The sequence below is a fragment of the Acinetobacter sp. BY419 genome (assembly GCF_019038395.1).
Taxonomy (GTDB): Bacteria; Pseudomonadota; Gammaproteobacteria; order Pseudomonadales; family Moraxellaceae; genus Acinetobacter.
Genome location: NZ_JAGFXZ010000050.1, coordinates 1 through 14,788, shown reverse-complemented (window position 1 = coordinate 14,788; position 14,788 = coordinate 1). Strand labels below are relative to the sequence as shown.

Annotated in this window: 11 protein-coding genes and 4 tRNA genes; 12 read left to right on the top strand and 3 right to left on the bottom strand. The window is 44.7% G+C overall.

The features are described from left to right. Nucleotides 1-142: 142 nt before the first annotated feature. Entirely contained in the window at nt 143-1,477 is a 1,335-nt protein-coding gene (locus tag KUG37_RS13990; protein WP_216937815.1) for a Na+/H+ antiporter NhaC family protein, read from the bottom strand. Nucleotides 1,478-1,842: 365 nt separating this feature from the next. Here KUG37_RS13990 and trpA point away from each other — a divergent pair, with 365 nt between their 5' ends. The 4 genes from trpA to KUG37_RS13970 are packed head-to-tail and all read left to right on the top strand — an operon-like array spanning nt 1,843 to nt 5,862. Continuing rightward, nucleotides 1,843-2,646: a tryptophan synthase subunit alpha gene (gene trpA / locus KUG37_RS13985; RefSeq protein ID WP_216937816.1), complete on the top strand. Its 804-nt coding sequence runs from the start codon at nt 1,843-1,845 to the stop codon at nt 2,644-2,646. Continuing rightward, a complete protein-coding gene (gene accD / locus KUG37_RS13980; RefSeq protein WP_216937819.1) occupies nt 2,643-3,539 on the top strand; it encodes an acetyl-CoA carboxylase, carboxyltransferase subunit beta in 897 nt (298 codons plus the stop codon). The genes trpA and accD overlap by 4 nt, the downstream gene beginning before the upstream one ends. After that, nucleotides 3,536-4,819, top strand: a complete 1,284-nt coding sequence (folC, locus tag KUG37_RS13975) for a bifunctional tetrahydrofolate synthase/dihydrofolate synthase (protein WP_216937821.1) — start codon at nt 3,536-3,538, stop codon at nt 4,817-4,819. The genes accD and folC overlap by 4 nt, the downstream gene beginning before the upstream one ends. Beyond that, on the top strand, nt 4,816-5,862 hold the full coding sequence (locus tag KUG37_RS13970; protein ID WP_216937823.1) for an SPOR domain-containing protein: 1,047 nt from the start codon (nt 4,816-4,818) through the stop codon (nt 5,860-5,862). Before folC ends, KUG37_RS13970 begins: the two co-directional genes overlap by 4 nt. Nucleotides 5,863-5,873: 11 nt before the next feature. Here the strand turns inward: KUG37_RS13970 and KUG37_RS13965 are convergent, their stop codons facing one another. Continuing rightward, nucleotides 5,874-6,461, bottom strand: coding sequence for a dual specificity protein phosphatase family protein (locus tag KUG37_RS13965; RefSeq protein ID WP_216937825.1), 588 nt, complete (start codon nt 6,459-6,461; stop codon nt 5,874-5,876). Between the two features lie 318 nt (nt 6,462-6,779). Beyond that, nucleotides 6,780-7,421: a peroxiredoxin gene (locus KUG37_RS13960; protein ID WP_216940635.1), complete on the bottom strand. Its 642-nt coding sequence runs from the start codon at nt 7,419-7,421 to the stop codon at nt 6,780-6,782. 331 nt (nt 7,422-7,752) lie between these two features. Between KUG37_RS13960 and secA the strand changes: the two genes are divergently transcribed. The 8 genes from secA to KUG37_RS13920 all read left to right on the top strand — a co-directional run bounded on the left by secA (nt 7,753) and on the right by KUG37_RS13920 (nt 14,124). Continuing rightward, nucleotides 7,753-10,479 carry a preprotein translocase subunit SecA gene (gene secA / locus KUG37_RS13955; protein ID WP_216937830.1) on the top strand — a complete coding sequence of 909 codons (2,727 nt, stop codon included), beginning with the start codon at nt 7,753-7,755 and terminating at the stop codon, nt 10,477-10,479. A 140-nt stretch (nt 10,480-10,619) separates the two neighbouring features. Beyond that, complete coding sequence (locus tag KUG37_RS13950) at nt 10,620-10,982, top strand: hypothetical protein (protein ID WP_216937832.1); 363 nt, start codon at nt 10,620-10,622, stop codon at nt 10,980-10,982. A gap of 160 nt (nt 10,983-11,142) precedes the next feature. Then, entirely contained in the window at nt 11,143-12,363 is a 1,221-nt protein-coding gene (argJ, locus tag KUG37_RS13945; RefSeq protein ID WP_216940633.1) for a bifunctional glutamate N-acetyltransferase/amino-acid acetyltransferase ArgJ, read from the top strand. A gap of 151 nt (nt 12,364-12,514) precedes the next feature. Further along, a complete protein-coding gene (gene nadA, locus KUG37_RS13940; RefSeq protein ID WP_216937836.1) occupies nt 12,515-13,582 on the top strand; it encodes a quinolinate synthase NadA in 1,068 nt (355 codons plus the stop codon). A gap of 151 nt (nt 13,583-13,733) precedes the next feature. Further along, nucleotides 13,734-13,810, top strand: a tRNA-Pro gene (locus KUG37_RS13935). 34 nt (nt 13,811-13,844) lie between these two features. Further along, a tRNA-Arg gene (locus KUG37_RS13930) sits at nt 13,845-13,921 on the top strand. 33 nt (nt 13,922-13,954) lie between these two features. Then, nucleotides 13,955-14,030: transfer RNA gene (locus tag KUG37_RS13925), tRNA-His, on the top strand. A gap of 17 nt (nt 14,031-14,047) precedes the next feature. After that, a tRNA-Pro gene (locus KUG37_RS13920) sits at nt 14,048-14,124 on the top strand. Nucleotides 14,125-14,788 lie beyond the last annotated feature (664 nt).

Here is a 14,788-nt window from a genome sequence, read left to right as displayed (position 1 = left end):
GAATACATTTCAGAAATCACTGACCGTATAAATCATCGTCCAAGAAAAAGACTCGGCTTTAAAAGTCCGAGTCAGGTATTATGGCAACAACATGGTGTTGCACTTCAAATGCTAATCTAAGTTTTTAATAATAGTACCCAGATTAAGCAGTTGCCTTGATTTTAGGGAATCTGAAAGCAATCGCTGCAATCGCGAAAATGGCCAGAATCCAGCAATAGTACACACCCCCAATCAGTTCGACAGGCGAAATTTTTGCAATCGAACAGGCTAGCAGTAACTGTGCCCCGTAAGGAATCAGACCTTGTACCACGCAAGAGAAAATATCCATCAGTGCGGCAGAGCGCTTCGGATCTACGCCGTATTCCTTAGCCACTTCACGTGCCATATCACCGGACAGAATAATCGCAACGGTATTATTGGCCACAAAAATATTCGAAAATACCACCAGGAAGCTGATTCCGATTTCACCGGCACGTTGCCGTCCAACCTTAAACAGGCGGGTCAAGCTATAAATGCGCTCGATCAGCCAGCGTAGACCGCCTTCACGTTGCATGATTGCCGACAGGCCACCCAGGAACATGGACAGTAATGCCACTTCAAACATGCCGACAAAGCCATCATAAATGGAATTGTTCAGTGTCAGTAGGTCAAATTCAGGGGTAGCAAAGAGGCCAAATACAGCAGAGATCAGAATGCCAAGGGTAAGTACTGCCAGGACATGCAGACGACTAAAAGCCAAAATAAATACCGCGATATAAGGCAAGACCAGAAGCCAGTTGAAATCTTTATATTCCACTGCATTGCTAGTGCCGGTATTCAAGACGTAAATCAAAATAGTGACGATCGATGCAGGAACCGCAATCCAGACATTAACCCTGAACTTGTCACGCAGTTGTACACGCTGGCTGGTGGTCGCCGCAATGGTGGTATCTGAAATCATTGACAGGTTATCACCAAACATGGCACCGCCCACCACCGCACCAATCGCATACATCACATTGATATCGGTGACTTGGGTAAATCCAAACGCAATCGGAGCACAGGCCGCAATGGTACCCATGGATGTGCCCATCGCCGTGGCAATAAATGCCGAGATCACAAATAACATCGGCAGAATAAATGCAGGTGGAATAATCGATAGGCCAAGCTGTACTGTGGCGTCGACGCTACCAATGGCACTGCTGACGCTGGCAAAGGCACCTGCCAGCATAAACACCATAAACATCAGAATTAGGTTCGGATGACTGGCACCTCTGAGGAATTCTTCAATGCCCTGGTTGAGTTTGCCGCGATACACTAATGCAGCCAAGATAATCGCAGGCAGGGCAGCCACAGGCGCTTTCACCTGATAAAACGCGAACTCGGTTCCGATCAGTGAATGATAGATCCCGCTACCCAAAAATATGGTTAAAAATACAATAAGCGGTAGCAGTGCAATGGCGCGTGCCTGCACTGTAGCCTCAGAATCAGTCTGCATAGGAGATAAAAAAGTAAGAGAATAGCACTAGTATAAAGCAGGTTTTGCAATTTCAGAAAACTTTAAATGAATGCGCTAACTTCTGCATTTTTATTAATTTTTATATGATAAAAATAAGTTTATCTAAATATTCAGGATTTTAGGTAATAGCAAAATTAGGCATCTTTGATCATTGTGAAAAAAATCAAAATAATCGTAAATAGACTCTTCCGAATTGTTTTGAAATCTTCGCGCAGGAAATGAAGTATTCGAGGTCGGTATCGCAGACTGTTCATTGGACAAAAAATAGCGTTACAATGTGATGTCTTGTATTTCTACATAGTCAATGTCTCAAGTTTGAAACACGTTAAGGAAAATATCTCTCTATGTCACGTTTAGCCACACGATTTGGACAACTTAAATCTCAACAGCGTAAAGCTTTAGTTTCTTATGTAATGGCGGGTGATCCGCATCCAGAAGTCACGGTGCCTTTGCTGCATGAGATGGTGGAAGCGGGTGTAGACGTGATTGAGCTGGGACTTCCTTTCTCAGACCCGATGGCAGACGGGCCGGTCATTGCCCTGGCTGCTGAGCGTGCTTTAGCCGGTGGAACCAATACGTTGGATGCACTGCACATGGTGAAAGAATTTCGCTTGAAAGACCGCGAAACACCGGTGGTGCTGATGGGTTATCTGAATCCGGTTGAAGTGATTGGCTATGAAAAGTTTGTGGCTTATGCCTATGAATGTGGAGTAGATGGTGTGCTGCTGGTGGACTTACCTCCAGAAGAAGCACAAAGTCTCGGTGAAGTCCTGGAAAAATATGACATGGATCAGATTTTCCTGCTGGCACCAACCTCAACCGATGCACGTATTCAACATGTAGCAAAACAGGCCAGCGGCTTTATTTACTATGTATCGTTGAAAGGCGTAACCGGTGCAGCAACTTTAGATGTCTCTGAAGCCGCTGCACGCATTCAAAAGATTAAAGCTGTGACTGATGTTCCTGTAGGCGTAGGTTTCGGTATCAGTGATGCTGCATCTGCGAAAGCGATGGGTGTTGCTGCCGATGCAGTTATTGTGGGTAGTGCGTTTGTGAAGGAGTTTGCAACGCTCGCACCAGAACAAGCCGTTATCGCGACGGTGAATAAAGTCAAGGAGCTTCGAGCAGCGCTCGATGAGTTAGTATGAGTCAACAAGTGAAATCAGGCAAAATTCTGAGCCCATCGACCCCATGGACGGAGCGTAGTGTTCCGGGCATTCAGGTACCCGATGAGCAAACAGCGTATAAAGCGACATTTACCGAGCCTACGGTTGAGTGTCCGGAATGTCATGCTTTGGTGACCCGTACTGCCATGTCATTCAATGCCTATGTATGTCCGCAATGTGATGAACATTTGCGTATGAAAGCCCGTGAGCGTCTGAACTGGTTCTTTGATCAGGTGCAAACAGAACTTGGGCAGGAATTTGTAGCCAAAGATCCACTGAAATTTGTTGATACCAAAGCATATCCAGAGCGGATGGCAGAAGCACAAAAGAAAACCGGTGAAACTGAAGCTTTAGTCGTGATTCAGGGTCTGCTGAAAAACGTACCGATGATTGCCTGTGCTTTTGAATTCGATTTCATGGGCGGGTCTATGGGGACTGTGGTCGGTGACCGCTTTGTTCAGGCGGCAGAACGTGCGATTGAAACCCGTCAGCCCCTGATCTGCTTTGCTGCTTCAGGTGGTGCGCGTATGCAGGAAGGCATGTTGTCCTTGATGCAAATGGCGCGTACTTCAGCTGCAATCCAGCGCTTAAAAGAGGCAGGTTTACCTTATGTGGTAGTACTGACTCATCCGGTCTATGGTGGTGTGACTGCATCATTGGCAATGCTGGGTGATGTACATCTTGCAGAACCGAAAGCGATGATTGGCTTTGCCGGTAAACGTGTGATCGAACAGACCGTACGTGAAAAACTGGAAGAGCCGTTCCAGCGCGCGGAATATTTGCTTGATCATGGGGTAATCGATCAGATTGTTCACCGTCACGCATTACGTGATACAGTTTATCGTATCGTTACGAAGTTGATGAATTTGCATTGAACACAGCACCCTTAGCAACAGATTCTTTAAACACATGGCTCGATTATTGGAGCCATGTTCACGTTACGGGTATTGATTTAGGTCTGGAACGCGTCATTCCGGTGGCTGAAAAGTTGGGAGTGACACGTCCGGCGGCTAAAGTGCTGACGGTGGCAGGAACCAATGGTAAGGGTTCAACCACCACCACACTGGCTGCGATCCTGAATGCGCAAGGCTTTAAGGTCGGGCTGTATCAATCTCCGCACGTGTACCGTTTCAATGAGCGTGTCAAATTGTGCGGTATTGAAGTGGAAGATCAGTTGCTGATTGATGCTTTTGTTCAGGTTGATCAGGCTCGTCGCGAATGTGATTTGAGCCTGTCTTTCTTTGAAGCCACCACACTGGCTGCCTTTGTAATTTTTAAAGATCAGCAGTGTGATGTCTGGGTGCTGGAAGTGGGTTTAGGTGGCCGTCTGGATGTGGTCAATGTGGTCAATCCGGATGTTGCGGTGATTACCAATATTGGCCTGGATCATACTGACTGGCTTGGCGATACCATTGAGAAAATTGCCTTCGAAAAAGCTGGAATTATCCGTCCGGATATTCCGGTGGTGTTTGGGGGACAGCAGCAGATTCCGCTAGCAATTCTGGATAAATCCCAGGAATGCAACGCACCCTTATATGCAATCAACCGTGATTATTTTTATGAAGCCTTTGAAGATGGCCAGAGCTGGGCTTTTGCTTCTTCGGGTACAACCTTAAAACTCCCAACAGGATCGCTGGCGCTGGATAATATTTCTACTGCGGTGGCTGCGATTTTATTAAGTGGATTAAACGTCAGTCAGGAGGCAATTGCACAAGGCATTCAAGCGGCAAAATTGCCTGGACGTTTTGAAATCCGGCAAATCCGGAATAAAACCGTGATTTTTGATGCCGGACATAACCCGCATGGGGTCGAATTTCTGCTGAAACAGTTGCGAAGTTATTTAAATTACCATCAAAAATATAATGAAGTCATTTGTGTATTTTCAATGTTGGCAGATAAAGATATAAATTCTGTCGCCAAGTTATTGAAAGACACAGTTCAATTATGGAAAATTGCACCATTATCCGTTCCGCGTGCGGCAGAGGTCACAGTTTTGGCTGATGCTTTAAGCGGTGAGGCGGTAGAACAATTTGACAATGTAAAATTAGCTTTTAAATCAGCACTGGATCAAACAGATAATAATCAGCTGATTTTGGTATGTGGATCATTTCATACCTTAGAAGCGGTATGGGAGTATTTGGAAGAATGTCAATGAATAACAGACAGCGCTGGATGGGCGGTGTTGTTTTACTCGGTGGTGGTGTTTTATTGGCAGCATTGCTCCTGAAAGGTCAAGACGAAATCAATCAGGACCGTCAGCACAACCCGGCACAAGCCGCAGAAGTTGAAAATAAAGAGGCAGCCAATCATTCGCTCGGTTCTTTGACGGTTGATGTAGAAACAGAAAAACGTTTACTTGAACAGCAACGCCGTGACCGGGAAAAGTCGGTTGCAGAGCAGGAAGCACGTGCGGCGGAATTTTTAGCGATGCAACAGCAGGCTGAAGCAGACGCCGCGCGTAAAGCTGCTGAAGAATACGCTGCACTCAATGCACACCGCATGGGACAGCAAAGTTCGGATAATATTCCACCAGAATTGATCGAAGACGAACAGGCTAAGCAGAAACGCCAGGCTGAAGAAAAAGCAGTGCAAGCAAAAAAGTTAGCCCAGCAGCAGCTGGAACAGCAAAAAGCCAATAATTCTACTGATGCAGCCAAGAAAGAAGCAGAACGTAAGGCTGTTGAAAGCAAGGCCGCTGAAGAAAAACGCAAGTTAGAGCAGCAGCAAAAAGCCGAAGCAGAACGTAAGGCGGCTGAAGCAAAACGTAAAACCGAGGAAGAGCGTAAGGCAGCTGAAAAGAAAGAAGCTGAACGCAGAGCTGCCGAGGAAAAACGTAAAGCCGAAGAAAAGCATAAAGCGGACGAAGCCAAGAAAAAGGCTGCAGCTGACGAAGCGAAAAAGAAAGCAGAAGCTGAACAGGCACGTAAATTACTGGAAGGTGAAGAGGACAAGCAATGGATGGTGCAGGTGGCACTGGCTGCAAATGAAGCCAATGCAGATGCTGTTGCCGCCAAACTGCGTGCCAAAGGTTATAAGGTCACCAAAAGCCCCACTTCAAAAGGCATTCGCATTATGGTGGGGCCATCTAAAGACCGTGAAACTGCAGATGCATCACGTAAAAAGATCTCTGCAGATGCCAGCCTTAATATGAAATCTGCTTGGGTGATTGATTGGGTGCCTTTAGATAAACGTAACTAATCCCTTCAGTTTTATGGTTTTAACGATGGATTCGAGAGCTGCTCTTGAATCCATTTTACATTTTCAGGGCTAAACAGGTTTTCAATATTGCGCCAAATTGCATGGAAGCCATAACCGCCATGTTTCATTTCCTGCACCGCATCTTCAATGCTCCAGTTCTGAAAAATAATCCGATACATTGCTACGCTTGCACCTGTCCGGTCTGAGCCGTGATAACAATGCAGTAAAACTTTTTGATTATTTTGTTGTGCTTGCTGAATCAGTTGCATGACTTTCAATAAATCCCCCCGATCAAGTGCCCAGGTGTGTATAGGTACATGATGCAGCTGGAATTTTTCCGTGCTTAAAACTCTGCTGTCTCGATCTCGTGAACGTAAATTAATAATCACATCAATCTGGTGCTGTTTTAATAAAGGAATGAGTTTCGTTGAAGGTTGTTCACTACGATAGACAAAAGCACTGATTTGATGAAAATTATGATCCTGATGAATTGACTGACCCCAATGCTGAGGACGTTGATGATCAGGCAGGGCAGGCGTAGTCATGCAGCCTGTCAGGAGGCAGCTACTCATCAGGATGGGAAATATGCAGATTTTCATACAGGACATATGCGTTGTTTTTATCATTTCGAGTTTAAAGGGAATATGAGATTTTGAATATAAAAAAGCCTGCTCGGAGACAGGCTGAATGGAGAATTTGAATCCGAGGCACGTCAATGTCGGTTTCAATAAAAGCATAAAAATTGGAGGATATTGTGATTGTGAGTGATAGAGCTTCTCTTATCTTTTAATAGGTGCTCTGCCTATCCTACGCGGCTTATCTTGCGTCAACTTAAAGCACTGCTTTAAGTTGTCACTCGAAGCATAGCTTCTTGTCTTCTTGCGGAATATATTCCTCAGGGTAGAGCAGTGCTGTGCTTATCCTTGCTCAGGATGTGGGGTTAAGCGCAAATAAGGTTTGACTGCTGTATAACCTTTGGGAAAACGCTGCTTGATTTCTTCCTCATCTTTCAGTGAAGGCACAATTACCACATCATCACCATGCTGCCAGTTCGCAGGAGTTGCGACTTTATGGCTATCGGTGAGTTGCAGTGAATCCACGACACGCAAGATTTCATGAAAATTACGACCCGTCGATGCCGGATAGGTAATAATTAAACGGACTTTCTTATTCGGATCGATGACTACCAATGAGCGAACTGTCAAAGTTTCGCTGGCATTTGGATGGATAAAGTCATACAGCTCGGAAACTTTACGATCCTGGTCAGCAATAATCGGGAAATTCACCGTAGTATTCTGGGTTTCATTGATGTCTTTAATCCAGCCACGATGTGATTCAACATCATCAACCGACAAGGCAATGGCTTTGACATCACGTTTTACAAACTCATCTTTAAGTTTTGCGGTATAGCCGAGTTCAGTCGTACATACCGGTGTATAGTCGGCAGGATGTGAAAATAATATTCCCCAGCTGTCGCCCAGAAAATCATAAAAATTAATCAGGCCTTCACTGGATTGCTGTTCAAAATTCGGTGCGGTATCGCCTAGACGTAAACTCATCTTTTTGCCTCAATTGGTCTTTTAATGTAGAGATGAGATTTAATATGAACCAATTTTATTATAATTAAAAATAGTGTTTTTAGCTTTCTTTATGAATAAATTGCATAAGCAATATGTTTGTCTTTTTAGAAGCGTAAAAATCAATCACTTAATTGACTATGTTGTACAGGGAAAATTTGCTACATTACTTTGCCTTAGATCTCAGGGCTAGAACTAAGGATCAGATTTTTTTAGCGGTTTTACAGCAAAACCCTTGTAGTTCAAATTTCTAGCACCATAATAACGACTAAGAAAATATTCATTTGACAAGCAAGATTTAGAGAGTCTATTCATGTTGGCAAGTCTGATCGGAGGAATCTTCGGTACCAAAAATGAGCGCGAACTCAAACGCATGCGTAAAATCGTAGACAAGATTAATGTGCTCGAGCCGACGATATCTACCCTTAGCGATGCAGACTTATCTGCAAAAACTGAAGAATTCAAACAACGATATAATAAAGGTGAAACCCTCGATAAATTACTGCCCGAGGCATTTGCAGTTTGTCGTGAAGCCGCGAAGCGGGTAATGGGCATGCGTCATTATGACGTGCAGCTGATCGGTGGTATTACCTTACACGAAGGTAAAATCGCAGAGATGCGTACCGGTGAGGGTAAAACCCTGATGGGTACTTTGGCCTGTTATCTCAATGCTATCAGTGGTCAGGGTGTTCATGTAATCACCGTGAACGATTACCTGGCGCAACGTGATGCCGAATTGAACCGTCCATTATTCGAATTTTTGGGTTTAAGCATCGGGATTATTTATTCCATGCAGAATCCGATGGAAAAAGCTGAAGCTTATCGTGCCGATATTACTTACGGTACGAATAACGAATTCGGTTTTGACTACCTGCGTGACAATATGGTGTTCTCGCTGGCCGAGAAAAAGCAGCGTGGCCTGATTTATGCCATCATCGATGAGGTCGATTCGATCCTGATTGATGAAGCACGTACCCCGCTGATTATTTCCGGTCAAAGTGAAGACTCTTCGCAGCTTTATGCAGCCATTAATAATATTCCACCAAAGTTAAAACGACAGAAAGAAGAAAAAGTGCCGGATGGTGGCCACTTCTGGATTGATGAAAAACAGCGTTCAGTCGAAATTACCGAAGTTGGTTTTGAAACAATTGAAAGTGAACTGATTGAAATGGGCCTTCTGGCTGAAGGCGAGAGTCTGTATTCGGCTTCAAACCTGAACCTGTTGCATCATGTCACTGCGGCAATTCGCGCCCATTATTTATATCAACGTAACGTACATTACATCATCAATGATGGTGAAGTGATTATCGTCGATGAAAATACCGGTCGTACCATGCCGGGCCGTCGTTGGTCTGAAGGCTTGCATCAGGCAGTCGAAGCCAAAGAAGGTCTGGAAATCCAGCCAGAAAACCAGACACTTGCAACGACAACCTTCCAGAACTATTTCCGTCTGTATAAAAAATTATCCGGTATGACCGGTACTGCTGATACTGAAGCAGCGGAAATGAAAGAAATTTATGGTCTGGACGTGGTACTGATTCCGACTCACCGTCCAATGATCCGTGATGACCAGAACGATTTAATCTATTTAAATCGTGAAGGCAAATATAACGCAATTATTCAAGAAATCATGCGCGTTCACGAAGCAGGTGTTGCGCCAATTCTGATTGGTACGGCAACAATTGAAGCGTCTGAAATTCTGTCGGATAAGCTAAAAGCAGCAGGTATCACGCATGAAGTGCTGAATGCCAAACAGCATGAACGTGAAGCTGATATTATTGCGCAGGCCGGGGCGCCGCGTGCAGTGACCATTGCCACCAACATGGCGGGTCGTGGTACCGATATCATATTGGGTGGTAACTGGAAAGCGTTGCTGGCCAAAATTGAAAACCCGACACCGGAAGATGAAGCGCGTCTAAAAGCTGAATGGGATGTCAATCACCAATCCGTGTTGGATTCGGGTGGTTTGCATATTATCGGTTCTGAGCGTCATGAATCACGCCGTATCGATAACCAGCTTCGTGGCCGTGCTGGTCGTCAGGGTGACCCGGGTGTATCGCGTTTCTACCTGTCGCTTGAAGATGACTTGATGCGTATTTTCGCTGGTGATCGTGTTGTGGGCATGATGCGTGCCATGGGCTTGCAGGAAGATGAAGCGATTGAGCACAAAATGGTGTCCCGCTCGATTGAAAATGCCCAGCGTAAAGTAGAAGCACGTAACTTCGACATTCGTAAGAACCTACTCAAATACGATGACGTCAACAACGAACAGCGTAAGATTATTTATAGTCAGCGTGACGACATTCTGGCTGAAAGCTCACTCCAGGATTATATTGAAGAAATGATCCGTGAAGTCATGCAGGGTGTGATCGCCAACTTTATTCCACCTGAGTCGATTCATGATCAATGGGATATTGAAGGTCTGGAATTGGCCTTGCGTGAAGACCTGTCGATGGATCTTCCTATCGGACAATGGCTGGAACAGGATCGTCGTCTGGATGAAGAAACTTTGGTGGAACGGATTACCGATGAAGTGCTGAACCGCTACCGTTCACGTCGTGAACAAATGGGTGAAGAATCTGCAGCATCGCTTGAACGTCACTTTATGCTGAATTCTCTGGACCGTCACTGGAAAGAGCATCTGGCGGCTATGGATTACTTGCGTCAGGGCATTCATTTGCGTGGTTATGCACAGAAGAACCCGGAGCAGGAATACAAAAAAGAAGCCTATAACCTGTTTGTGAACATGCTCGGCGTGATCAAATCGGATGTAGTGACAGACTTGTCTCGTATTCATGTGCCAACACCTGAAGAGCTGGCTGAAATGGAAGCGCAGCAGCAGGCACAGGCTGAGGCCATGCGTTTGCAGTTATCTCATGAAGAGTTTGAAGGTTTGCTGGCAGGCGAATATGAAGACACTACCGAGCAAAATGCTCAGGCGAATCCGGTGGCACCCGTCTTTGAAGCACCGGCAAGCCGTAATGCGCCTTGTCCATGTGGTTCAGGCCTGAAATACAAACAGTGTCATGGCAAGATCTAAACAGTGTTAAAAAAATCAGAGCCATATGGCTCTGATTTTTTTATGTATGAAGATTTTTCAGAAATTGAATACTGTTTGCAGTCTTATCAATTAAATGCTATTTAATGGCTCATTCAACACCTAGAAGTGGAATAACCTGAATGAAAAAAGTATTAAAAACGCTCATGATTGCTGCTTTGGCAATTCCTACTTTAAGTTTTGCAGAAACCTCAGAAACCGCAGCAACCACGACAATTGACAAGGTTCAGCAAGCGGTGGGTTCTACCACTACTCAATTGCAACGGACAGATACACAAGTGACTGTAGTAAGTCCACGAACCGGAATCCGTTATACTTTTGCCAACCAGAATCGTCCGATTGTGTTGCAGACCCCTGCGATTGCAGCTGCCAATGCGGCAAATGCAGACCGGATTGTTGCCACAAATCCGGCACTTTCAAGCGCAAGTCAACAACAGGCGAAACAGGCGTTACTGAATCAAATCGGGCAACTTGCACAAAATTAAAAACATCTGTTTAAAAAAAAATCTAGAAACCAGTCTTGATGACTGGTTTTTTATTGTGAAAATCCATAACAAATCTCAGGCTGGCTCAGGCTTTGGCTCGATTTTTTGTTGCAGATCAACTAAGCTGTATTTTTCTAAAACTTCAATATTGGACTTTAAAATGGCAGTTGGTGACGTATCTATGCCACAGATGCATGTGGTGAAAGGGGTTAAAATTGGTTCGGCTGAAGCCTATGTACGCTATCAGAACCGACGTGACCTGGTGATATTTGAACTGGCTGCAGGCTCCAATGTTGCAGGGGTATTTACTCAAAATGCCTTCTGTGCAGCACCGGTGCATGTCTCTAAAGCACATTTAAAAGTAACCAATCCACGTTACCTCGTGATCAATACTGGCAATGCCAATGCAGGAACCGGCCCTACAGGCATGGCAAATGCAGAAGCCACCTGTGCCAAGCTGGCTGAACTGGCAGGTGTACAGGCTGCTGAAGTGTTGCCATTCTCTACTGGTGTCATTGGTGAGCAATTACCAATGGAGCGTTTGCTCACAGGTTTACAGCCTGCTCTAGACTCGCTGCGTGATGATGCCTGGGTGGATGCGGCAACTGGAATCATGACCACAGATACCACGCCCAAAGGTGCTTCAGAACAGTTCGAGCTGGATGGTATTAGCTACACCATGACCGGTATCTCCAAAGGTGCAGGTATGATTCGTCCCAATATGGCGACCATGCTGGGTTATGTCGCAACCGATGCACCGATCAGCCGTGAACTGGTTCAGCTGTTATTAACAGAAACAGTGAATGTATCGTTCAACCGCATTACCATTGATGGTGATACATCAACCAATGATTCCTGTATCTTTATTGCCACAGGTCAGGCGGGCGGTGCTGAAATTACCTCGACTGAAGATCCACGTTATGCGGTAGTTCTCGAGGTATTGACACGTACCATGAAACGTCTGGCACAACTGATTGTGCGAGATGGTGAGGGTGCAACCAAATTCATTACCGTAACGGTTGAAGGTGGTGGCAACATTCAAGAGTGCTGCGATATTGCTTATAGCATTGCGCATTCGCCACTGGTCAAAACCGCGTTTTTTGCTTCTGATCCAAACTGGGGCCGTATTCTGGCAGCGATTGGTTATGCTGGAGTGCCGAATTTAGACGTTGCAAAAATTCAGGTTTGGTTAGATGATGTACAAATCTGTAAAGATGGTGGTGCGGCAGCAGACTATACTGAAGCAGCCGGTGCACGTGTGATGGCCCAAGCTGAAATGACGATTCGTGTTGATCTTGGACGTGGTACAGCGAAAGATACGGTCTATACCTGTGACCTGTCTTATGATTACGTCAAGATTAATGCAGATTATCGCTCATAATTCAGATCGTTTCTAAAGCCTCCGTTGTGGGGCTTTTTTTATATCTTTTGATTTTTAATGACTGGTCAAAATGGTGCTTTGTCAATTGCGACCAGGGTATAGGGTAAATATCCGTGGCATGACGGATAATTAGGGTAGAGTAAAATTTGTTATGAATAGTGCGACCACATTAATAGCCAATGAAGCAAAATCGATTGTGCAGGCGCATCTGGATCGTTTAGGCATTCCTCAAGAACATCAAATGAGCCAGCAGGAAAAATTAGACAAATTTGCACAAATCAAGGCTGAGCTGGAAAAAAAGGATGCCGTTTTGGTGGCGCATTATTATTGCGACCCTGAAGTACAGGAACTTGCTGAACTGACGGGTGGTTGTGTTTCAGATTCTCTGGAAATGGCACGTTTTGGTCGCGATCATCCCGCATCGACGCTTGTGGTAGCGGGTGTGAAATTTATGGGTGAAACCTCTAAAATTCTTTCACCCAATAAAACCGTGCTGATGCCAACTCTGGAAGCAACTTGTTCACTGGACCTGGGTTGTCCTGTGGATGAATTTACAGCTTTTTGCGATGCCCATCCCGATCATACGGTGGTGGTTTATGCCAATACCTCAGCAGCAGTCAAAGCCCGGGCCGATTGGGTGGTTACTTCCAGCTGTGCAGTGGAAATCGTCGAGCATCTGGACAGCCGGGGCGAAAAAATTATCTGGGCACCTGATCAGCATCTTGGTCGTTATATCCAGAACAAAACTGGTGCAGAAATGTTGCTTTGGGATGGTGCCTGTATCGTGCATGAAGAATTCCGTTCACGTGGCATTGCCAATATGAAAGCACTCTATCCAGATGCTGCAGTATTGGTACATCCTGAATCACCGATGTCTGTAGTTGAGATTGCCGATGCAGTGGGGAGTACCTCGCAACTGATTAAAGCAGCACAGACATTGCCACATCAGCGCTTAATCGTGGCAACAGATCGCGGTATCTTTTATAAAATGCAGCAGGCAGTACCAGAAAAAATCCTGATTGAGGCACCAACAGCAGGAGAGGGAGCGACCTGTCGTTCTTGTGCGCACTGTCCTTGGATGGCGATGAACGAGCTGGAGGGTATCTTGCATGTATTGCAGCATAAGGACCAGGAAGTGCATGTCGATCCTGCACTGGCTGAACGCGCAAAACTGCCTCTAGATCGCATGCTGAACTTTAGTGCCGGCCTAAAACGTTAAAATTTGTATAAAAAATGTCTGAAGCGCTTGATAAATATACGCTTGAAGCGTTTTTTAGGTTTTTTTTAAAGATAGGTGTTGACGTCTCCGGGCGTCACGCCTAGAATGCACACCGTACCGAACGATGTTCGATACAAAAGCTGAGATGAATCGGAGCATAGCACAGCCTGGTAGTGCACCTGGTTTGGGACCAGGGGGTCGTAGGTTCGAATCCTACTGCTCCGACCAATTCTTCAAGGCAAATGATGTTTGCATCAGTAACGCGCTTGTAGCTCAGTTGGATAGAGCATCCGCCTTCTAAGCGGATGGTCACAGGTTCGAATCCTGTCAGGCGCGCCATTTGGTCGCTTGATGTTAAGAATCAAAATGATGGTGGATGTAGCTCAGTTGGTAGAGCCCTGGATTGTGATTCCAGTTGTCGCGGGTTCGAATCCCGTCATTCACCCCAACTTTTAAAGTTGAAATCGGAGCATAGCACAGCCTGGTAGTGCACCTGGTTTGGGACCAGGGGGTCGTAGGTTCGAATCCTACTGCTCCGACCATCTCCTTCAAGATGGTCGAGATAAAAGATACCGCGTTAAGCGGTTTTTTTATGCCTGAAATTCAATAAGAATAAAAAATAAACAATATTGTTCGTAGTCACCTTTTTAATCATTACTCATGCAATCACTTGTATCTTTGTATTAATTTATCCTTCATTGAATATGGTTATTCATTTGAGTTAGATTTTTTGTTCAGTGTGTTTTTGCTGAACTTAAATTAAAAAAATGTATTTGCAGCTAGATGATCATAAGATGTTTAAGGAGGCGAGAGTATTGGTACATGCTAATACTATTTTATTTTGATGAAACTTATGAGCTACCCAGGATTTATATAAAAGGGATATATAAATGATTTATCAGTATTGAGGGTCGTGTTTCTGTTGCTAAAGAAAAGATTAATTGAAATATAAATTCATATATATAGGGGTATATACACATTAAATATCCTGGAAAATAACTTTTTATAGTTAAATAAAATTCTAAAATTATCTTAAAATGTATAAATATTGCTCAAGAAATAGCAAAACCTCCTATTTTTGTAGAATAAATAAACAGTCGTTGGTTTTTTGCCGAATTATTTAAAAAAGGGGGTTGCAAGGGGTGTGAAATGCTGTAGAATGCACATCCATCGGCGGTGATGAAGATTAAAACTTCTGATAAAACA